Source organism: Nocardiopsis sp. NPDC057823, from assembly GCF_042797335.1.
GTDB classification, from domain to species: domain Bacteria; phylum Actinomycetota; class Actinomycetes; order Streptosporangiales; family Streptosporangiaceae; genus Nocardiopsis; species Nocardiopsis changdeensis.
The window spans coordinates 552,243-571,011 of record NZ_JBHVLR010000001.1 but is presented as its reverse complement, the minus strand read 5'-3'; the positions used below and the strand labels follow the sequence as shown (position 1 = coordinate 571,011).

The 18,769-nt window shown below is 72.9% G+C and carries 21 protein-coding genes; 9 read left to right on the top strand and 12 right to left on the bottom strand.

What is annotated here, in order from left to right; all coding sequences use genetic code 11:
- Nucleotides 1–36 precede the first annotated feature (36 nt).
- Together ACFVNO_RS02680 and ACFVNO_RS02675 are read left to right on the top strand one after the other, a co-directional pair.
- Nucleotides 37–1,209, top strand: coding sequence for a glycosyltransferase (locus ACFVNO_RS02680; RefSeq protein ID WP_220564966.1), 1,173 nt, complete (start codon nt 37–39; stop codon nt 1,207–1,209).
- Nucleotides 1,210–1,302: 93 nt separating this feature from the next.
- Nucleotides 1,303–1,905, top strand: a complete 603-nt coding sequence (locus ACFVNO_RS02675; RefSeq protein WP_355256509.1) for a malonic semialdehyde reductase — start codon at nt 1,303–1,305, stop codon at nt 1,903–1,905.
- Nucleotides 1,906–1,987: 82 nt separating this feature from the next.
- On the opposite strand, the gene ACFVNO_RS02670 is transcribed toward ACFVNO_RS02675, so the two are convergent.
- The gene (locus ACFVNO_RS02670; RefSeq protein WP_378888664.1) at nt 1,988–2,227 is read right to left on the bottom strand and encodes a hypothetical protein; all 240 of its coding nucleotides are present in this window, start codon (nt 2,225–2,227) and stop codon (nt 1,988–1,990) included.
- A gap of 159 nt (nt 2,228–2,386) precedes the next feature.
- Between ACFVNO_RS02670 and ACFVNO_RS02665 the strand changes: the two genes are divergently transcribed.
- Complete coding sequence (locus ACFVNO_RS02665; RefSeq protein WP_355256503.1) at nt 2,387–2,752, top strand: hypothetical protein; 366 nt, start codon at nt 2,387–2,389, stop codon at nt 2,750–2,752.
- Nucleotides 2,749–3,009 (top strand): hypothetical protein, encoded by a 261-nt coding sequence (locus tag ACFVNO_RS02660; RefSeq protein WP_355256501.1) that lies wholly within the window; start codon nt 2,749–2,751, stop codon nt 3,007–3,009. Before ACFVNO_RS02665 ends, ACFVNO_RS02660 begins: the two co-directional genes overlap by 4 nt.
- A 43-nt stretch (nt 3,010–3,052) precedes the next feature.
- Here ACFVNO_RS02660 and ACFVNO_RS02655 read toward each other — a convergent pair whose 3' ends face one another.
- From ACFVNO_RS02655 to ACFVNO_RS02620, 8 genes are all read right to left on the bottom strand, one after another.
- Nucleotides 3,053–3,883, bottom strand: a complete 831-nt coding sequence (locus ACFVNO_RS02655; protein ID WP_355257091.1) for a glycosyltransferase — start codon at nt 3,881–3,883, stop codon at nt 3,053–3,055.
- A gap of 288 nt (nt 3,884–4,171) precedes the next feature.
- A complete protein-coding gene (locus ACFVNO_RS02650; protein WP_355256499.1) occupies nt 4,172–4,942 on the bottom strand; it encodes a CDP-alcohol phosphatidyltransferase family protein in 771 nt (256 codons plus the stop codon).
- The gene (locus ACFVNO_RS02645) at nt 4,920–5,969 is read right to left on the bottom strand and encodes an iron-containing alcohol dehydrogenase family protein (RefSeq protein WP_355256496.1); all 1,050 of its coding nucleotides are present in this window, start codon (nt 5,967–5,969) and stop codon (nt 4,920–4,922) included. Before ACFVNO_RS02645 ends, ACFVNO_RS02650 begins: the two co-directional genes overlap by 23 nt.
- Before the next feature lie 5 nt (nt 5,970–5,974).
- Nucleotides 5,975–6,706, bottom strand: coding sequence for a phosphocholine cytidylyltransferase family protein (locus ACFVNO_RS02640; protein WP_355256493.1), 732 nt, complete (start codon nt 6,704–6,706; stop codon nt 5,975–5,977).
- 30 nt (nt 6,707–6,736) lie between these two features.
- Nucleotides 6,737–7,450 carry a DUF5941 domain-containing protein gene (locus tag ACFVNO_RS02635; protein ID WP_355256490.1) on the bottom strand — a complete coding sequence of 238 codons (714 nt, stop codon included), beginning with the start codon at nt 7,448–7,450 and terminating at the stop codon, nt 6,737–6,739.
- The gene (locus ACFVNO_RS02630) at nt 7,447–8,274 is read right to left on the bottom strand and encodes a hypothetical protein (RefSeq protein ID WP_378888657.1); all 828 of its coding nucleotides are present in this window, start codon (nt 8,272–8,274) and stop codon (nt 7,447–7,449) included. The genes ACFVNO_RS02635 and ACFVNO_RS02630 overlap by 4 nt, the downstream gene beginning before the upstream one ends.
- Before the next feature lie 230 nt (nt 8,275–8,504).
- Nucleotides 8,505–9,383 carry an ABC transporter ATP-binding protein gene (locus ACFVNO_RS02625; RefSeq protein WP_355256484.1) on the bottom strand — a complete coding sequence of 293 codons (879 nt, stop codon included), beginning with the start codon at nt 9,381–9,383 and terminating at the stop codon, nt 8,505–8,507.
- Nucleotides 9,383–10,231, bottom strand: coding sequence for an ABC transporter permease (locus ACFVNO_RS02620; RefSeq protein ID WP_355256481.1), 849 nt, complete (start codon nt 10,229–10,231; stop codon nt 9,383–9,385). Before ACFVNO_RS02620 ends, ACFVNO_RS02625 begins: the two co-directional genes overlap by 1 nt.
- A 469-nt stretch (nt 10,232–10,700) precedes the next feature.
- Here ACFVNO_RS02620 and ACFVNO_RS02615 point away from each other — a divergent pair, with 469 nt between their 5' ends.
- A complete protein-coding gene (locus tag ACFVNO_RS02615; protein ID WP_378888652.1) occupies nt 10,701–11,483 on the top strand; it encodes a 2-C-methyl-D-erythritol 4-phosphate cytidylyltransferase in 783 nt (260 codons plus the stop codon).
- The gene (locus ACFVNO_RS02610; protein ID WP_220564955.1) at nt 11,480–12,259 is read left to right on the top strand and encodes a glycerophosphodiester phosphodiesterase; all 780 of its coding nucleotides are present in this window, start codon (nt 11,480–11,482) and stop codon (nt 12,257–12,259) included. Before ACFVNO_RS02615 ends, ACFVNO_RS02610 begins: the two co-directional genes overlap by 4 nt.
- Before the next feature lie 25 nt (nt 12,260–12,284).
- Here ACFVNO_RS02610 and ACFVNO_RS02605 read toward each other — a convergent pair whose 3' ends face one another.
- The 3 genes from ACFVNO_RS02605 to ACFVNO_RS02595 form a co-directional block, all read right to left on the bottom strand.
- Nucleotides 12,285–13,283, bottom strand: a complete 999-nt coding sequence (locus ACFVNO_RS02605; RefSeq protein ID WP_355256475.1) for a DUF4429 domain-containing protein — start codon at nt 13,281–13,283, stop codon at nt 12,285–12,287.
- 29 nt (nt 13,284–13,312) lie between these two features.
- On the bottom strand, nt 13,313–14,320 hold the full coding sequence (locus ACFVNO_RS02600) for a glycosyltransferase family 2 protein (RefSeq protein ID WP_355256472.1): 1,008 nt from the start codon (nt 14,318–14,320) through the stop codon (nt 13,313–13,315).
- A 130-nt stretch (nt 14,321–14,450) separates the two neighbouring features.
- Nucleotides 14,451–14,678, bottom strand: a complete 228-nt coding sequence (locus tag ACFVNO_RS02595; RefSeq protein ID WP_220564952.1) for a TM2 domain-containing protein — start codon at nt 14,676–14,678, stop codon at nt 14,451–14,453.
- Nucleotides 14,679–14,984: 306 nt separating this feature from the next.
- Between ACFVNO_RS02595 and ACFVNO_RS02590 the strand changes: the two genes are divergently transcribed.
- From ACFVNO_RS02590 to ACFVNO_RS02580, 3 genes are all read left to right on the top strand, one after another.
- The gene (locus ACFVNO_RS02590; protein WP_378888647.1) at nt 14,985–16,499 is read left to right on the top strand and encodes an LCP family protein; all 1,515 of its coding nucleotides are present in this window, start codon (nt 14,985–14,987) and stop codon (nt 16,497–16,499) included.
- A gap of 23 nt (nt 16,500–16,522) precedes the next feature.
- A complete protein-coding gene (locus tag ACFVNO_RS02585; RefSeq protein WP_378888644.1) occupies nt 16,523–17,149 on the top strand; it encodes a YIP1 family protein in 627 nt (208 codons plus the stop codon).
- A 237-nt stretch (nt 17,150–17,386) separates the two neighbouring features.
- Nucleotides 17,387–18,718, top strand: coding sequence for a UDP-glucose/GDP-mannose dehydrogenase family protein (locus ACFVNO_RS02580; RefSeq protein WP_355256463.1), 1,332 nt, complete (start codon nt 17,387–17,389; stop codon nt 18,716–18,718).
- Nucleotides 18,719–18,769: the final 51 nt, after the last annotated feature.

Here is an 18,769-nt window from a genome sequence, read left to right as displayed (position 1 = left end):
AGATGCGCCTTACCGGCGACACAGGTAGGTGATGTGATGCACGCGCTTGTGGCCACAGTGGTCCACCACCCGGAGGACGCCCGGATCCTGCACCGGCAGATCCGCGCCCTGCTGGACGCAGGACACACGGTGACCTACGTCGCGCCGTTCCGCGAGTGCGGCGTGACCCCGTGGAGCGAGCTGCGCTCCGTGGACGTCCCGCGCGCCTCCGGGCGCGAGCGGCTGTCCGCCCTGCGCGCCGCCCGGGCGGTGCTGGCCGAGCACGCGCCCAAGGCCGACCTGCTGCTCTTCCACGACCCCGAGCTGCTGCTGGCGCTGCCGGCCGAGCGCCCGGTGACGGTGTGGGACGTGCACGAGGACACCGCCGCGGCGGTCCTCACCAAGCCGTGGGTGCCCCGGCCGGCGCGACGCCCGCTGGGGATGCTGGTGCGCTCCTTCGAGCGGCGGGCGGAGCGGCGGATGAAGCTGCTGCTCGCCGAGGAGGGGTACCGGGACCGGTTCCGGCGGCCGCACCCGGTGGTGCCCAACACCACCGACGTCCCCGACTCCCCGACCCGCCTTCCGGGCGACGACCGGGTCGTCTACCTGGGGCACGTGTCCCTGGCCCGGGGCGCCCGGGAGATGGTCGAGCTGGGGCGCCTGCTCCAGCCGCACGGGGTCCGCCTGGAGATCATCGGCGGCGCCGACGCGGGCGTGCGGCCGCTGCTGCGCGAGGCGCAGCAGGAGGACGCGCTGACCTGGTACGGGTTCGTGCCCAACGACCGGGCGCTGCGGATGTGCGCGGGGGCGATGGCGGGCATCAGCCTGCTGCACGACACCCCCAACTACCGGCACTCGATGCCGACCAAGGTCGTGGAGTACATGGCGCACGGGCTGCCGGTGGTCACCTCGCCGAGCCCGGTGGCGGTCCGGCTGGTGACCGAGCGGCCCGAGGGGCCCGCGGGCCTGGTGGTGCCGTTCCAGGACCCGGCCGCGGCGGCCGACGCGGTGCTGCGCCTGCGCGCGGAGGAGGGCCTGCGCGGCCGGCTGGCGCGGACCGGCCACCGCATCGCGCAGACCTCGTACCACTGGCCGGTCCAGGCCCGGGCGTTCGTCAAGCAGCTCGAGGAGTGGGTGGACGAGGCGGGCGGTCCGACGCCGCGGATACCGCGTCAGCGCAGTGACGAGCGGGCTCCGGCGAGTGAGGGCGACCACACTTACTTGGCATAGGAAATATCTTCCTGGTCAAGCAGGTTGGGTGCGGGTGTACCGACCGGCGCACGTTCGTGCCGGTCACACCCCACGACCGACCGAGGTACGACCATGACCCAGTTGCTGCTCGACAAGGACGCCCAGGACCTTCTGTTCCGGGCCGCCCGCACCGCCAACTCCTTCACCGACGAGCCGGTGACGGAGGAGCAGCTCGGAGAGATCTACGAACTGGTCAAGTACGGCCCCACCGCGATGAACCTGCAGTCGCTGCGGGTGACCGCGGTCCGCTCCGAGCAGGCCCGCGAGCGCCTGGTCCCGCACATGGCGGGCAACAACGCGCCCAAGACCGCGGCGGCCCCGCTGACGCTCATCCTGTCCGCGGACACCGACTTCCACGAGAACTTCCCGACGACCTTCCCGGTCGCCCCCGACGCCCGCGAGAACTTCGCGCAGATGCCGGTCGGGGCCCGCGAGGACATGGCCGTCAAGAACGCGTTCCTGCAGATCGCCTACCTGATCATCGGCGTGCGCGCGGCCGGGCTGGCCGCCGGGCCGATGACCGGCTTCGACGCCGAGGGCGTGCGCAAGGAGTTCTTCGGCGAGGACTCGCCGCTGCGCCCGGTCGTGGTGATGAACATCGGCCGCCCCGGGCCGGACGCCTGGTTCGACCGCCTGCCGCGCCTGGAGCGGGACGCCGTCGTCACCGAGGTCTGATCCCCGTCCCCGACCGGACCGCCACCCGGCCGGGGAGGGAACGGGACGGGCCCCTCGCACCGCGAGGGGCCCGTCGCCGTGTTCAGCGCGGTCCGGGGCCGCCCGGCGGCGGCCCCCACCCCTGTCCGGGAGGGCCCTGCGGGTACTGCGGCCCGCCCTGTCCCGGATGGGGCCGCTGCGGGGCGCCCGGGTGGTACTGCCGCGCGGGCGGCGTCTTGGGCCTGGCCGCCCGGACGATGAAGAAGACCAGTCCGCCGACCAGTGCGAGGCCGCCCAGGGCGACCACGACCAGGATGATGAGACCGAGCAGGCTGGAAGCCACACTGCCTCCCAGGGGGTACGGCCCCGAGGCTCACGGGGCGGGGACGCCCATCATGGCACGCCCGGCCACTTCTCAGAGCGCCTCCTCGACGGCGCCCCAAGGGATAATCTGTAGCTACAGAACATCAGGAATCCTGTATATACAGGGGTCGCCACCTGGGTGGGAGCAGTGATGTCCGAGCAGCCCGTGGTCTGGAACTCCGAGGAACCGACGATCCGCAGGCCCGAGCCGACACCGGCGGCGCTCCGGGATGCCCTGACCAGGATCGCACCATCGCAGGTTCCCGAGTTCGACCGCAGGCTCCTGGAGGCCAGCACCCGAGCCCAGACCAGTGAGAGCATCGGCCCGCTGTGGCTTTTCTGCCGTTCCTGGGCCCAGTTCATCGAGGTCGAACGCCATCCGGCGGTGGCGCGCCGTCGGAGCGAACTCCTCGCCCTGGTCGACTCCGGCTCCCCCGAGACCAAAGAGGCTGTTTCGGAGATCTCCCGTATCCAAGCCTGGGCTGATGCCAGGCTTGACGAGTGAACGACTGGACCTGGTGCTTCGAGCCGCCCGACCTCTCCTCAGGGCTGCCCGTCGGGGCGGTGGCCGAGATCGAACGCCTCGCCACCGAGTTGTCCGCCCTCGGCCCCGACGCCGAGCAGGCGGGTAGACCGCACGACCGGTCGGGGGGTCTACGCGAGTTCCCACTCGGCGACGATGTGGGATTCTTCAAGTTCATCGTGGCCCGGCACCTGCGAGAGATCGTGATCGTGCAAGTCACCCTGTGGCCGCACGTCTGAGAGTGGCGGGCCCCTTCCGGTCGGCCCGCCGCTCTCAGGCGGCTCAGATGATCGGGGGGCGGCCGGCGCGGGTCATGCGCCAGGCGGTCGACCAGCGGATCGGGGTGCGCGGGCCGGCGTCCTCGCGCCAGCCCTCGCGGAAGCCGGCGAACCAGGCCTTGAGGGAGGCGCGGTCGCGCTCGCGGAGCACGGTCAGGGCCACCCAGGTGCCCAGGTAGGCGAAGGCCAGCGGCCAGGGCAGGTTGCGGCGGGCCAGCCACACCCGGTTGCGGGCGTTGAGCCGGTAGAAGTTCTCGTGCCGGGTCGGGGCGACCGCCGGGTGGTACATGACCGCGTCGGCGTCGTACTCGATGGTGTACCCGGCGTCCATGATCCGCCAGGCGAGGTCGGTCTCCTCGTGGGCGTAGAAGAAGTCGCCCGGCAGGCCGCCGCCCGCCTCGAACGCGGTGCGGCGGACCGCGCTGGCACCGCCCAGGAACGTGGTGACCACGCTGGAGCGGCGGGAGTCGCCCACCCGCAGCCGCGGCACGTGGCGGCGCTGGTCGGGGCCGCCGTCCGGGTCGGCGATACGGAAGGACAGGGCGCCCAGGGACGGATCGGCGGCGAACCGCTCGCGCACGTGCCGGGCCAGGTCGGTGGAGCGGTACCAGCCGTCGTCGTCCAGGAAGAGGATCACGTCGCCCTTCGTGGCGCGCACCCCGTGGTTGCGGCCCTCGGGGATGCCCACGTTCTCCGGCAGGCGGACGGTGACCACGCCTTCGGGAAGCTCGGGCAGGTCGGCGCCGTTGCCCACGACGACGACCTCGACGTCGGCGCCCTCCTGCTCGAACACGCTGGTGATGGCGCGGCGCAGCTCGGCCGGGCGGTTGCCCATGGTGAGCAGAACGCAGGAGAGGGTGGGCTTGCTGGCACCGGACACCTGGGGACGGCTCCGTTCGGCTCTGGGCCCTCGGGAGACCTCCGTCGCGGACCCCTCGGTCCGGGGCGGAATCACGGGTGTGGTCATGTTCGGGACCGTATCAGTGGACGACAGGCTTCTTGCAGGTTGACGAAGACCGACATTCGCAGGAACAGGCTAACGAAAGAATAAAAGCCCGGTGTACGGGGCCGCGGGCGGGGTATGGGCCGCGGCCCCGTATGTGACGCGAACGTCATCGACGCGTTATTCGAGGCGGCGCGAGGCCACCACGCTCACGAAGTGCGCGACGCTCATCAGCGCCGCCACCGCCGCGCAGGCGGCGACGAGGACCCGGGTGGCCAGCAGGTCGCCCAGGAACAGGTCCGCCACCGCGGCCACCACGACGATCAGGGACAGCTCGACGGCCTGGATCAGCCGGTGCACCTTGAGGGCGGAGGCCAGCCGCCGGGCCAGGCTCAGCCCGGACGAGCGCGGGCGCATCGCCTCGTCGGTCACCTTCTCGGGCAGCCCCGCCTTGGCTCGGGCCACCACGACGTTGTCGGTCTCGGCCTTGATGAGGGCCACGCCGATCGCGCCGACCATGCCCAGGATCACCCAGCCGCCCGGCTCCAGCCCGCCCTGGGCGCGCACGCCCAGGCCGATGAGCAGGGCGATCTCGGCCACGTAGTGCCCGATCCGGTCCAGGTAGATCCCGGTGACGCTGGTGCGGCCGGTGTACCGGGCGACCTCGCCGTCGGAGCAGTCCAGCAGCAGGTAGACCTGGATCAGCAGGGCGGCCGCCAGGGCCGACCACAGCCCGCCGAAGGCGACCACCACGCCGGCCAGGACGCCGAACGCCATCATCAGGTAGGTGATGGGGTTCGGCGGCACGCCCAGCCGGACGAAGAAGGTGCTGACGTAGGGCGAGAGGTCCCTCATGTAGAGGCGGCCCGCCCAGTGCTCCTCGTTCGTGCGCTCCTTGATCCCCGCGGGCTGGCCACCCGCGCGGACCTCAGCGACCGACGGTCTTGACATAGTCCGCGACGCTCCGTCCGATCTCGCTCTCGGACAGGCCGAGGTGCTCCAGGATGGTGAACCGGCCGGGACGGGTGTCCGGCGCGTGCACCACGGCCCGCGCGAACGCCTCATCGTCCAGGCCGACGTCGGAGGGCACCACGGGCAGCCCGTGGCGGACCAGGCAGTCCCGGATCTCGCCCATCCGCGCCTCGGACCAGCCCAGGTGGCGGACCCGCAGGAAGGACGCGTACAGCGCGCCCAGGCCGGCGAGCTCGCCGTGGTTGCCCTTGCCCGGGTGGAGCTGGGTGACGGCGTGCAGGATCTCGTGGCAGGCGCCGCTGGCGGGCCGGCTGGACCCGGCGACCGACATGGCCATCCCGGACAGGACCAGGCCCTCGGCCAGGACCGTGAGGAAGGCGTCGGACTCGATCGAGTCGGGCCGGTGCAGGACCGCCTCGGCCGCGACCCGGGCGAAGGTGACGGCCATGCCGTCGACCGGCTCGCCGTTGATCCGCCCGGACAGCTCCCAGTCCTCGATGGCCGAGATGTTGCTGACCACGTCGCCGACGCCCGAGCGCACCAGGTGGGAGGGCGCGGCCCGGACGTAGTCCACGTCGATGACCACGGCGATGGGCATGGTGACCCCGATGGAGGGCTTGCCGCCCTCGTGCTCCAGGGAGCTGACCGGGGAGGCGATGCCGTCGTGCGCCAGGTTGGTGGCGACCGCCACCATCGGGATGCCGGCCATGGTGGCGGCGAACTTGGTGACGTCGATGGTCTTGCCGCCGCCGATCCCGGCGACCGCCTCGTAGGCGCCCGAGCGGAGCTTCCTGCCCAGCTCGTTGGCGGCGTCGACGGTGCCCTCCTCGACCCGGAACACCTCGCAGTGCGGCAGGTCGAGGTCGGCGGCGATCTGCTCGCCCTGGCCGGGGCCGACCGCGACGGCGATCCGGCCCTCGGTGGCGATGCGCCGGTCGGCGAGCACCGAGCCGAGCGAGGCGATGGCCCCGCGCCGGACGTCGATGGCCACCGGCGAGGGCAGCATTCGGGCTAGTAGCGGCACGCGATCTCCCGAGCCTTGGCCAGGTCGTCGTGGTTGTCGACCTCGACCCACTCCACCCGGCCGATGGGGGCGACCGAGACCTTCTCGCCGCGGCGGACGAGCTCCTGGTAGCCGTCCTCGTAGTAGAGCTGCGGGTCCCGCTCCCAGGTGGCCTTGAGGGCGTCGGCGAGGCGGGCGTCCAGGGAGCCCTCGAACAGGGTGGCGCCGATGTACTCGCCGGCGGCGGTGGCCGGGTCCATGAGCTTGGTGATGGTGGCGAGGTGGCCGTCGTCGTCGAGGGTCACCTTCATCTCCTCGTCGGCGAGGCTTTTCACGTTGTCCACCGCGAGGAGGAGTTCCGGACCCCTGGCGGCGAGTAGCGTTTCCTCGACGCTCACCGGGTGCACGGTGTCGCCGTTGACGAGGAGGACGCCCTCGGAGAAGAACTCGCGCGCGGTCCACAGGGAGTAGGCGTTGTTCCACTCCTCGGCCTTGTCGTTGTAGCTGAGGGTGAGCTTCACGCCGTGGCGCTCCTCGAGCGCCTCCTTGCGGGCCTCCACGGCCTCGGCGCGGTAGCCCACGACGACGACCACGTCGGTCAGGCCGGCCGCGGCCAGGTTGCGCAGCGAGATGTCCATGATGGTCGTCTCACCGTCGACGGGCACCAGGGCCTTGGGCAGCGTGTCGGTGTAGGGGCGCAGACGCCGCCCCGCGCCTGCGGCGAGAACCATTCCGAGCATGCGGGCGTGTTCCTCCTTAGCGGGGAGGTCCTACGCCTCCCCGAACGTTTCGGCGACCGGTGCAGGGTCGCCCTCCTGGCCGTACCCGGGCCGGGGGTGTCCGGGCCCGGCGCCGTCCTCGGGGACGGTGCCGGCCGGGAGCACGTCGGCCACCGGCGTGGCGCTCCAGGTGCGCACCGCCTCGGTGACGAGCAGCACCGCCAGGTATCCGGCGAGTATGCCGTAGACCGGAACGGGCGCGTGCAGCGCGCTCCCCGCCGCGACGACGAGCATGCGCCCGTCCCAGCCGAGGGCGGCCGCGCGCGTCCGCGGCGACCTCGCCACACCGACCGGGGGGCGGACGGCGTCGTCGCGGTGGTGACAGGCCACCGTCATCAAGAGTACGAACACCAGGGGACCGGGTACACCGGACGCGAGCCCCACGACCATCAGGTACGCGTACTCCATGACGCGCAGAACGGGCGGAACGAGTCGGTCGAACCGTCCGTCGTGGGGGTGGCCCGAGGCCGTTCCGGACAGTAGCAGGGCAGCGACCGGTGCGAACAGGGTAATGCCTGCCGGAAGCCCGCGGTCCGCCGCCAGGAGGACGAGGACGACCATCGCGGCCGCCGCCGCGGTCGGGAGCGGCGGGATCAGGCCCGGGGCCACGCGCCCCACCAGGCGGCAGAAGTGACCGTCATCACGGAGCGCGCGCAGGTCCGGGACGGTCCCGGCGGTGCCCGCGGCCCTCTGCGCCCCGTTCACCGCCGCCCCCCGTGGGCCGCAGCGGGGTCGACGAGCGCGGTGGTGATGGCGATGGCGCAGCCGACGATCAGGGTGACGAAGGAGATCCGCGGGTCCCACAGCGTGGCCGTGACGGCGATCGCCAGGAAGCGGACCGGCTGGGGGAAGGCGAGCAGCCGCCGGGCGAGGTCGGCGGCGGGCGCCCGCCGCCGCGCCCCCTGCCCCGGCGACGCGGCGGGGCGGGGCCGCGGGGCGCCCCCGGGGACCGCCCCGGACGCGGGCCGGGGGCCCGGCCGTGAGGTCCGGTGGCCGGACGGCGCGGCGGCCCCGTCCCGGTCGTGGCCCCCGGTGGCCGGGCGCGGGACGAGTCCGGCCGCCGCGGGCGCCACCGCCGCCTCCCCGGCCGCCGTCCCCGCGCCCCGGACGCGCCGGGACGGCACCGGGGGCGCGGGAGGCGCCTCCCGGGCCACCAGGAGCGCGTCGCGCAGCGCCAGGGCCACCAGGGCCCCGGCGGCCCACCCCCAGGCCCCGCCGGCCCCGGCCAGCACCGCGCCCACGGCCAGGCCCAGGTAGACGATGTACTCGCGCAGCTGGGAGAGCATGGCGGACAGCCACAGGGTGAGGGCGTCGTAGCGCCCGGCGCGCATGCGCTCGCGGACGGAGTCGCAGAACAGCACCGCCACCAGGAAGGCCGAGCCGGCCAGCCCGCCGACGGTGTCCGGGCGGGTGAACCAGACGGCGGCGCCGACGGAGACCATCACGGCGATCCGGCTCATCCCCGCCCGGGTGACGTGCCTGCGTTCGAGGAGGCGCGCGGTCGAGCGCGCCACGGTGCCGTTGGCCATGGGCGTGTCCCTCTCGAGTTCTCGGTGAGAGCAACCGTCACCCACGCTCTGTGGTCAATCAATCACTGACACGCCACAGGTGTCCGTTTGGCCTGTTCAGAGCGGCGTGGCGCCATTTCGGTCGGGTCAGATGACAAAGTGCGCACCGCCGGAATCCTCCGGCAGTGCGCACCGTGTGTCCTCTCCGAGCCCTGAGAGCCCCCTGGGGCGCCCTCGGGGCGCGACGGGGGTCAGGCGGCCTGGCCGCCGTCCTTGTCGCCGCCGGCCTTCTTCTCGGCCTCCTCCGCGCGCTTCTTCTTGGCCTCCTCGGCCTTCTTGCGCTTGGCGATCTCGGCCTTGGTGTCCTCGTTGTAGGCGGCCAGCGCGGCGTCGATGTCGGTGTCCAGCGCCAGCGCCCCGCCCTTGATGTACAGGCCGCGGTTGCAGAACCGGCGCAGGTCGCCCTCGTTGTGGGAGACCAGCACCATGGTCCGGTGGTTGGCCAGCATCCGCTCGATGGCCTCGTAGCACTTGCGCTTGAAGGCCTTGTCGCCCACCGCCAGCACCTCGTCGACCAGCATGATCGGGTGCTCCAGCTGGGAGATCAGGGCGAAGCCCAGCCGCACCTTCATGCCGCTGGAGTAGTGGCGCACCGGGGTGTCCACGAACTTCTGCTTGATCTCGGCGAAGTCGATGATCTCCTCGAAGCGCTCGTCGATCTGCTTCTCGGTCATCCCGTGCAGCGAGCCCACCAGGTACACGTTCTCGCGGCCGGTGAGGTTGTCGTTGAAGCCCGCGCGCAGCTCCAGCAGCGGCGCGACCTTGCCCCGCACGTGCACCTCGCCCTCGTCGGGGATGAGCACCCCGGCGATCATCTTGAGCAGGGTGGACTTGCCGGTGCCGTTCTTGCCGACGATGCCGACGCAGTCGCCGCGGGCGACCTCGAAGGACACGTCGCGCAGCGGCCAGAACTCGTCCCCCTCGGCGTTGGGGTCGCGCTTGGTGCCGTGGATGAACATCTCGCGCAGGCTGCGCTTGCGACGGCGGTTGACCGCGAACTTGACACCGAGGCCCTTGGCCTCGATGACCGGGCCGCTCGCCAGGTCGGTGCCGTAGTCGGTCTGGGCCATCACAACTCCTTCAGGACGGACATCTCCAGGCGGCGGAACGTCCAGTATCCGATGACCAGCATCAGCAGCGAACCGACGACCGCAGAGGTGATCGCGATCGGCCCCGGGGTCAGCTGCTCGAACCCGGCGAACCACACCGCGCGGTGCATTTCGAAGATACCCAGCAGCGGGTTCAACTGGTAGGCGACCTTGAGCCACTCCGGCACCCGGGCCGACTCCAGGACCATGGACGCCGGGTACAGGATCGCCGATCCGTAGAACAGGATGCGGGAGGCGATGCGCACGAGTCGCTCGACGTCGCGCACCAGCACGTTGATCGAGGACAGCAGCAGGGTCAGGCCCAGGCCGATGGTGAACTGGAGCAGGATGGCCAGCGGCAGCCAGACCAGCACGCCCTCCCAGGAGGGGCGGCCGCCCAGGAAGATCACGAAGAGGATCAGCACCGGCCAGGTGAGCAGGTACTCGATGAACTTGGTGCCCACCGTGGCCGTGGGGAAGATCTCCCGGGGCACCTTCATCGTGGTGATCAGCTTGGAGTGCGTGATCATCGCGCGCGGGGCCTCGCTGAGGATCGCGCCGAAGGTGTTCCACGGCAGGATCCCGGCCACCAGGAAGAGCAGGAAACCGCCGTACTCCATCGCGTTCGCGGGCATCCCGCGGTCGGCCCCCAGGATGACCCCGAAGACGAAGAAGTAGACCAGGGTCAGAGCCAGCGGCTCCAACATCGTCCAGGCGTATCCGAGAATCGACTGCTGGTACTTGACCTTCAGGTCGCGTCGGACCAGGAGGCCGACGACCTTCCGGTGCTCCCAGACGGCCAGCGCCCTTGACGCCACCGCCACCTCCAAGGATCGAAAGAATTGCCGTCCGGTCCACGCTCGCGCCACCGGACAGGTGGGTGCTCGTGCCTGCGCGCACCGGTCGACACGCGCGGTCCACGGCCCCGGTCGGACGACGACCGGGGAAACGGGGGGACGTGTCCGGGCGACCGGGGGATTGTCACGGACCGCGCCCGGCTCGACGACCGCTGTGGGTCGCGGTCGGACCGGGCACATTGAACAGGCGTGCATAGATTACCGCTGCGACGGACGGGGCGCGCCCACCAACCTGCCGCACATCCGTGTCCGGACCGTGACCATGCGTGCCCGGGGCCGGTCGACTAGCCTCGGCTCCTAGGGAACGGAAACACGCGCGCAACATCCGGGCCGCCGCGGCCGCGGGCGTCCCCGCCGGGAGCCGGAACCGTCGCGTCCGCGCCGCGTCACCCTCCGTTCCGCGTACGGGCCCCGCCGGTTCGCCGCCGGCGGGGAGACCGCCATGAGGAGGAGATCGGTGGACGAGGTGGACGGCGCCGGGCGCCCGCGGGTGATCGCGGCGGTCCTGGCCGGCGGGGTCGGGGCGCGCATGGGCGCGGACACCCCCAAGCAGTTCCTGCCGCTGGCCGGCCGGACGATCCTGGAACACGCCGTGGCCGCGTTCGAGGCGTGCCCCGACGTGGACGAGATCATCGTGCTCATGGTGGACGAGTACGTTCCCCGGGCGGAGAAGCTGCTGGCCGACGCCGGGTTCGCCAAGCTGACCCGGGTCCTGCCGGGCGGCGCGACCCGCACCGACACCTCCGTGGCGGCCCTGGCCGCGGTGTCCGGCGCCGCCGACGACGACCTCGTGCTGCTGCACGACGCCGCCCGGCCGCTCGTCTCCCCCGCGACCGTCTCCGCCTGTGTGGCCGCCCTGGCCCGAGCGGACGCCGTGGGCGTGGCGGTGCCCAGCGCGGACACGGTGGTGCGCGTGGTCGAGGGCCCCGGCGGCGAGGCGGTCGCCGAGGTCCCCGCGCGCTCCTCGCTGCGCCGCATGCAGACCCCGCAGGGCTTCCGGCTGGGGACGGTGCGCCGCGCCTACGCCCTGGCGACCGCCGACCCCGGCCTGGTCGCCACCGACGACTGCGGGGTCGTGCTCCGCTACCTGCCCGAGAAGGAGGTCCGGATCGTGTCGGGCGAAGAGACGAACATCAAGGTGACCAACCCCGGCGACGTGGAGGTGGCCGAAGCGCTGCTGCGCCGGTCCCGGGGGGACGCCCCCCTACACGAGGCGGCGCCGTGAGCGGGGTCTTCGGCGGGACGACGGAGGTCATCGGCCACCGCGGCGTGGGCCGCGGAGTGGTCGACCAGGCCCGCGAGAACACACCGGAGTCCTTCAGCGCCGCGGTCGCGGCCGGGGCCGACTGGATCGAGATCGACGTGCGGCGCACCGCCGACGACGAGCTGGTGCTCTACCACAACGCGGCGCTGGACGACGGGCGCGCGGTGGTGGACCTGACCGCGGCCGAGTGCGCCCGGGCCGGGCTGGTGGGCCTGGAGGAGGGCCTGGCCGCCATCCCCCCGCAGGTGGGCCTGGACGTGGACGTCAAGACGGTGATGGAGGACGCCGTGGACGCCCCCGCCCGCAGGACCGCCTCGCTGCTGATGCCGTACCTGCGGCGGGAGGCCGAGCGCCGCCGGGTGTTCGTGTGCTCGTTCGACCCCGGTGTGCTGCTGGCCGTCCACGAGGGCGCCCCGGAGGTGCCCACGGCGTGGATGCCGTTCGTGCGCAACCCGCTGGACCAGGCGGTCGCGGGCGCGGTGGGGCTGGGCTGCCCGATCGTGGCCGTGGACGTGCGGTCGTTCGGCCTCACCGACGACGGCCCGCTGCCCGGTCGGCGTTCGGTGGAGTACACCGTGGACCTGGCCCACCAGGCGGGCCTGGAGGTGGCCTCCTGGTGCCCGGCCCCGGAGGACGCGGCGATGTTCGCGGCCGCCGGGATGGACGCGGTGGTGGTGGACGACGTGCCCGGCGCGGTGGCCGCGCTGCGCGAGGCGGAGCTCAACGGCGCCGCCTGAGGCGCCGGCCGGGGCCGGCCGAGGGTCAGATCCGGTCGAGGAGCTCGGCCTTCTTGGCGGCGAACTCCTCGTCGGTGAGCAGTCCCTTGGCGTGCAGCTCCCCCAGCCGTTCGATCTGGGCGAAGATCCACGCGGTGTCGGGGCCGCGCTCCCCCTCGGCCCCGTCCGGGGCCTCCTCCGCCCGCGCGTCCGGGTCCGGCCGAGCGTCCCGGCCGGTGTCGGCGCCGAGGAGCGCGGGCGCCCCGGTCAGCGCGCGGACGGTGCCGCGGGCGATCTCCCGCCAGCGGCCGCCGGGGCCCGCCGGGGCCGGGCCGCCCCGGGCCCACACGTGCGCGGTGACCGTGGCGGCCATGAGGAACACCTTGTAGATCTCGCCGCCGTCGTCGGCCGAGCGCAGCATGCCGAGGTCGTGCTTGGGCCGCCCGTCCCGTGTCGGCTCGCCGGCGGGGACCACGCGCAGGAAGCCCCACCCCCAGCCGTCCGGCGGCCCCCAGTCCACGCTGGAGATCTCCGACAGGTCGTACTCGCGGCGGCCCGCGCGGCGCTTGGCCGCGCTCGCGTAGTCGCCGGACCACACCAGGCGCAGGGTGGAGCCGTCCAGGGTGGCGGTGCCCTCCCGCGTCTTGATGTGCAGGGGGACGGCGGGGACCAGCCGGGTCACGGTCTCCGGGGCCGGGTCGCCCTCGGCCTGCTCGGCGGCGAACCGGATCTGGTCGGCGAGGTACTCGGCGACCAGCTCGGTCTTGGCGGGACCGGTGAGCCGAAAGGGCTGGAGGTCGTCCCGGAGCATGGCGCCGACGGCGGCGTAGGGGTCCATGCGCTCGCGCAGCGAGAGCCGGAGCAGCCACCCCTTGCGGCGGCCGCCGCCCGGCGTGAACTCGACCTCGGCGATCGCTCCCACCGGGACGCTCAGGCGGCCGAGCTCCTTCAGGAGCGCGCTGCCGGTCCAGGACTTCTTGTAGACGATGTCGACGGTCTCCCCGTCGAAGCCCCAATCCGCTTGGTCTCCGCGCAATTCGTCCATGGGGACATCATGCCGGAACCGGGCCCGGTTCAGGAGGCCTGGGCGCCCCGGGAGGCCCGTGCGGTACGGGAGTCCGAGCCCAGACCGGGCGGGCTGGTGATGAAGCCCGCGCCCCACGACATGTGCATGGTGGCCAGGGCGACCGGGATGAGCGGCAGCGAGGCGGCGGGCAGGCCGCGGCCCAGCGGCAGCGACGCGGCGACCACGAGGGCCAGGTAGGCGGCGGGCACCAGCCACAGCGGCCACCACAGGAGGCCGCCGAGCAGGCCCAGGACCACCCCGGTCAGGGCGACGGGCGGCGCCAGGTAGCGCAGGTTGATGGTGCCCTTGTGCTGGCGGGCCACCACGCGCCGCCAGCGGCCGTAGTGGAAGTACTGCTTGGCCAGCAGCCTGACATTGCGCCGCGGGCGGTAGGAGACGCGCATGCGCGGCTGGAACCACACCACTCCGCCGCTCTCGCGGATGCGGTGGTTCATCTCCCAGTCCTGGGCGCGCAGGAAGGCCTCGTCGTAGCCGCCCACGCGCTCCAGCGCCGAGCGCCGGAAGACGCCCAGGTAGACGGTGTCGGCCGGGCCGCCCTCGCCGCCGGTGTGGAAGCGGGCGTTGCCCACGCCGACCTTGGAGGTCATGGCGGCGGCGACCGCCTTCTCCCAGGGGGTGGTGCCCTCGGCGGCCATGATGCCGCCGACGTTGTCGGCCCCGGTCTCCTCCAGGGTCTCCACGGCCACGCGGAGGTAGTCGGAGGGCATCATCGCGTGGCCGTCGATGCGGGCCACGATGTCGTGGGAGGAGGCGCCGATGGCGGCGTTCAGGCCCGAGGGGGTCCTGCCGGTGGGGTTGTCCACCACCTTGACCCGGGGGTCGGCGGCGGCCAGGCCGTCGGCGACCTCGCGGGTGCGGTCCTCGGAGGGCCCCACGCCGAGCACGACCTCCAGCTCGCCCGGGTACTCCTGGGCGAGGACGTGCTCCACCGCGGCGGCGAGGTGGCGCTCTTCGTTGAGGACGGGCATGACGACGGAGACCGGCGGCCAGGACACGGGCACTTCCCAAGATCGAGACGTGTCGGACTGCGCGGCGGATGCGTGGGGGCATCGACGCCCGCGCGCGTCCAAGGTACTGCACCGCGGGCGGCGGCCGCGCCGGTCTCCCGGCGCGGCCGGCGGGGTCTCAGGCCTGGTTCTTGATCGGGAGGCCGTCGGAGTCCTGGAACCTGCCGAGCAGCACCATGATGAAGTCGATGAGGGCCCACACGCCCACACCGCCGCAGGTGACGAGCATCAGGACGCCCGTGCCGATCTTGCCCGCGTAGAAGCGGTGGACGCCGAGGTAGCCCAGGAAGAAGGACAGCAGAACGGTGACGAGCCAGTTCTTGGGGGAAACGGGGGGATGCGTCATCGGTTTCTCCGGAATATCAGGGGGAACGGCGGACATGAAGGCGTCCGTGTCCGGGAAGGGAACCGGTGGCGGGGAGTCCCGCGCCGTGCGGGGCGGCGCCGGGTACCGGTCAGATCGGCGACAAAGTACCACAGAGCCGGGTCTTCGACCTGCAGTGGAGACCCCGCCCCTTTTCTCCCCCATCCCGACGGTGACGCCCCAAGCCGAGAACAACACGCCGAGGATCGACATCTCACACGATGCGGGGGATCGGGTGACAACCTAAGGGTTGAGGACACCGTTGACCGGGGCGGGACGGGGAAACCGATGAACGACGACAACGGGGGACGGAATCGACCGGGCGGCGGCGAGTTCCGCCGTGAGCGGTCCCGGCCGATCCCGCCCGGGGACCGGCGCTCCTCCCGGTCCGGCCGGATCACCGTGCCCTCCCCCGCCGTCCGCCGCCGCCGCGCGGGCCTGGTCGTGATGTCGGTCCTGTCCGTGCTGGTCCTGCTCGCCTCGGGGACCTCCTGGGCGATCACCGGGTGGATGTCGGGCGCCCTCAACCGCTTCGACGTCTTCGGCGGCCTGGCCGACGGGGACCGCCCCGAGGAGACCGGCGGGCTGACGTTCCTGGTCATCGGCTCCGACAGCCGCGAGACCCTGGCCGAGGAGGACCGCAGCGCGCTGAGCGTGGGCTCCACGCCCGGGCGCCGCTCCGACACGATGATGCTGGTCCGGCTCAACCACGAGCGCGACCGGATCACCGTCGTCGGCATCCCCCGCGACCTGTGGGTGGACATCCCCGGCGAGGGCGAGGACAAGATCAACGCCGCCTACGCCTACGGCGGCCCGCAGCTGGCCGTGCGCACCGTGGAAACGGTCACGGACGTGCGCATCGACCACTACGTGGAGGTCGACTTCTCGGGGTTCGTCGGCGTGGTCGACGCGCTGGGCGGCATCGAGGTGTGCCTGCCCGAGGCGATCGACGACCCCAAGGCCCACCTGGACATGGCGGCGGGCACCCACCGGGTGGACGGCACCGAGGCCCTGGCCTTCGCCCGCACCCGGGCCACCCCGCGCGGCGACCTGGACCGCATCGACCGGCAGCAGCAGGTGCTGGCGGCCATGCTGGACCAGGCGCTGAGCAGCGAGACCCTGTCCGACCCCGGCAAGCTCACCGCGTTCCTGGACAGCGCCCTGTCGTCGGTGACCGTCGACGAGGGGCTGGACACCTCCACCATCAACGAGCTCGCCTACCAGATGCGCGACCTGGACATGGCGGCGGTGACCTTCGCGCAGGTGCCCATCGCCGACATGGACTTCTGGACCCCGCGCGGCGACGTCGCCCTGCTGTGGGACGAGCCCGCCGCCCGCGACCTGTTCGCCGACATCAACGCCGACCGCCCGATCACCGGGCCCTCCGACGAGCCCTCCGCGCAGGAGGAGGAAGCGGCGGAGCCCGTCCCGGCCGACATCCGGGTGCGGGTGTTCAACGGCACCGGCACCCCCGGGCTGGGCGCCTCCCTGGACGGCTCCCTGGCCGGTGCCGGGTTCCAGGTGCCCGACCCCGCCTCCGACTGGAGCAGCAGGGACGTGCCCGCCACCCAGGTCCGGCACGGCGCCGGCGACGCCGCGGCCGCCGAGTACGTGGCCGGAACGATCCCGGGCGCCGAGGTGGTGGAGGACACCACCCTGGACGGCGAGATCCAGATCGTGATCGGCTTCAACTACACGACGTTCAACGCTCCGGAGGTCGAGGCCCCCGAGCCGGAGGAGTCCCCCTCGGCCGGGGACGCCCCGCTGACCACCTCGACCGCCCGGGACAACATCTGCGGGTGATCCCCGCGAAGGAAGGTGCTCCCGTGCTCCGCCACCTGCTCGGCCTGCTGGTCGGCATCGCCCTGGCCCCCCTGCTGTGGATCTCCGTGTCCTGGTCGGCGGGCGAACTCCCGGGGCTCCTGGAGGGCGGTGTGTCGGTCGCCCCGGTCGCGGCCGCGGTGCTGCTGGTCCTCGTCGGCTTCGCCTGCGCGTACCTGGCCGCGGCCCGGGTCTCGCCGCTCACCGCCGGGGCCGCCGGGCTGCCGCTGGCCGCACTGGCGCTGTGGCCTGCGGTGCACCCGGCGTCGCTCGGGTCGGCGCTGTCATGGCTCAATCCGGAGAGCTTCGTGTACCCGGGCGGGCCCGGGGTGTCCGTGGCGCTGCCGCTGGGCGCGCTGCTGCTGTTCTCGGCGGCCCTGCCGGGCCGCTGGCGCTCCCCCGCGGAGGCCGGGCCCGCCATGATGGCCGCCCCCTGGGAACGCGTGCACGGGCCCCGGGAGGAGCTGCCGGAACCGCCGGTCGGCGACACCGTGCCCGAGGTCCCCGGCCGCCGGACCGCGACCGAGGTCTGGGAGCCGCGGGAGGGCGATCCGGCCAGGACGACCACGCCGTTCTCCCGGGGCGAGGGCGGGTGGACACCGCTGGACGGGGAGTCCGGACGCCGGGATTGAGGCGCTCCGGGGCCCTGTGTCCGGTACCGGGTGCGCACCGGTAACCTGAGCGCCTGATGTGTTCACGCCCTGTTCGGGTACGGGCCATGTCCCGGAGCGTAGGGTGAGGCTCCGCGTGCGGGTCTCCCCCGACGCCGACTCATGTCCGCCTTTCCGCCCTCCCCCGGGTGCTCACCGCCACGAGCGGGAACAACCATGGGATACGGGCGCGGACGAAAGCGAGGAAGGACTCAACCAGTGATCGAAGCGGACCGTATGCGCGTCTCCGTCATCGGTACCGGTTACCTGGGCGCCACCACAGCGGCCTGCCTGGCCGAACTGGGGTTCGAGGTGCTGGGCCTGGACGTCGACGAGGCCAAGATCGAGATGCTCCGCTCCGGTCGTGTGCCCTTCTTCGAGCCCGGGCTGGAGGACCTGGTGGTCTCGGGTCTGGAGTCCGGGAGACTGCGCTTCACGACCTCGTTCGCCGAGGTCGCCGAGTTCGCGGACCTGCACCTGATCTGCGTGGGCACGCCGCAGAAGGACGAGTCGGGCGCCGCGGACCTGAGCTACGTGAACTCCGCCGTGGACCGGCTGGCGCCGCACCTGAGCCGCCCCGCCGTGGTGGTGGGCCGCTCGACGGTGCCGGTGGGCACGGCCGCGACCCTGGCCGCCCGGCTGGCGGCGCTGGCGCCCGCGGGCGAGGAGGCCGAGCTGGGCTGGAGCCCGGAGTTCCTGCGCGAGGGCTTCGGCGTGGAGGACACCCTGAAGCCCGATCGGATCGTGCTGGGCACCGACTCGCCGCGGGTCGAGAAGGCCGTGCGGGCGCTGTGGCACAAGCAGATCGACGGCGGCGTCCCGTTCCTGGTGACCGACCTCCAGACCGCCGAGCTGGTCAAGGTGGCGGCCAACGCCTTCCTGGCGACCAAGATCTCCTTCATCAACGCGATGGCGGAGGTGTCGGAGGTGGCCGGGGCCGACGTCATCCAGTTGGCGCAGGCGCTGTCCTACGACGACCGCATCGGCGGCAAGTTCCTGGGCCCGGGCCTGGGCTTCGGCGGTGGCTGCCTGCCCAAGGACATCCGCGCGTTCATGGCCCGCGCCGACGAGCTGGGCGTGGAGCCCGCGCTGTCGTTCCTGCGCGAGGTGGACGCCATCAACCAGCGGCGCCGGGCGCGCACCATCGACATCGCCCGCCAGCTCATCGGCGGCGGTTTCGCGGGCAGCCGCGTGGCGGTGCTGGGCGCGGCCTTCAAGCCCAACTCCGACGACATCCGCGACTCGCCCGCCCTGGACGTGGCCGCCACCATCGCCTCGCTGGGCGCGCAGGTGACGGTGTACGACCCTGCGGCGCTGGAGCGGGCCCGCGCGGCGCACCCGGAGCTGAACTACGCCGACTCCATGCGCGGGGCGGTCACCGACGCCGACGTGGTGCTGCTGCTCACCGAGTGGGCGGAGTTCCGCGAGGCCGACCCGGACGAGCTGGGCGGCCTGGTGGCGCGCAAGCGGATCGTGGACGGGCGCAACGCCCTGGACCCGACCTTCTGGCGGGCCTCGGGCTGGACCTACCGGGCGCTGGGCCGCCAGTAGCCCATCCCCTTCTTCGAACGGCGACGGCCGGGACCCCGCGGGGTCCCGGCC

What these genes read in the sequence shown, in the direction of transcription:
- ACFVNO_RS02630 (WP_378888657.1), bottom strand. Translation starts at nt 8,274, where the DNA reads ATGGCCAACGGCACCGTGGCGCGCTCGACCGCGCGCCTCCTCGAACGC.
- ACFVNO_RS02615 (WP_378888652.1), top strand. Translation starts at nt 10,701, where the DNA reads ATGAGGAGGAGATCGGTGGACGAGGTGGACGGCGCCGGGCGCCCGCGG.
- ACFVNO_RS02675 (WP_355256509.1), top strand. Translation starts at nt 1,303, where the DNA reads ATGACCCAGTTGCTGCTCGACAAGGACGCCCAGGACCTTCTGTTCCGG.
- ACFVNO_RS02625 (WP_355256484.1), bottom strand. Translation starts at nt 9,383, where the DNA reads ATGGCCCAGACCGACTACGGCACCGACCTGGCGAGCGGCCCGGTCATC.
- ACFVNO_RS02650 (WP_355256499.1), bottom strand. Translation starts at nt 4,942, where the DNA reads ATGTCAAGACCGTCGGTCGCTGAGGTCCGCGCGGGTGGCCAGCCCGCG.
- ACFVNO_RS02640 (WP_355256493.1), bottom strand. Translation starts at nt 6,706, where the DNA reads ATGCTCGGAATGGTTCTCGCCGCAGGCGCGGGGCGGCGTCTGCGCCCC.
- ACFVNO_RS02595 (WP_220564952.1), bottom strand. Translation starts at nt 14,678, where the DNA reads ATGACGCATCCCCCCGTTTCCCCCAAGAACTGGCTCGTCACCGTTCTG.
- ACFVNO_RS02590 (WP_378888647.1), top strand. Translation starts at nt 14,985, where the DNA reads ATGAACGACGACAACGGGGGACGGAATCGACCGGGCGGCGGCGAGTTC.
- ACFVNO_RS02645 (WP_355256496.1), bottom strand. Translation starts at nt 5,969, where the DNA reads ATGCTGCCCTCGCCGGTGGCCATCGACGTCCGGCGCGGGGCCATCGCC.
- ACFVNO_RS02605 (WP_355256475.1), bottom strand. Translation starts at nt 13,283, where the DNA reads ATGGACGAATTGCGCGGAGACCAAGCGGATTGGGGCTTCGACGGGGAG.
- ACFVNO_RS02655 (WP_355257091.1), bottom strand. Translation starts at nt 3,883, where the DNA reads ATGGGCAACCGCCCGGCCGAGCTGCGCCGCGCCATCACCAGCGTGTTC.
- ACFVNO_RS02680 (WP_220564966.1), top strand. Translation starts at nt 37, where the DNA reads ATGCACGCGCTTGTGGCCACAGTGGTCCACCACCCGGAGGACGCCCGG.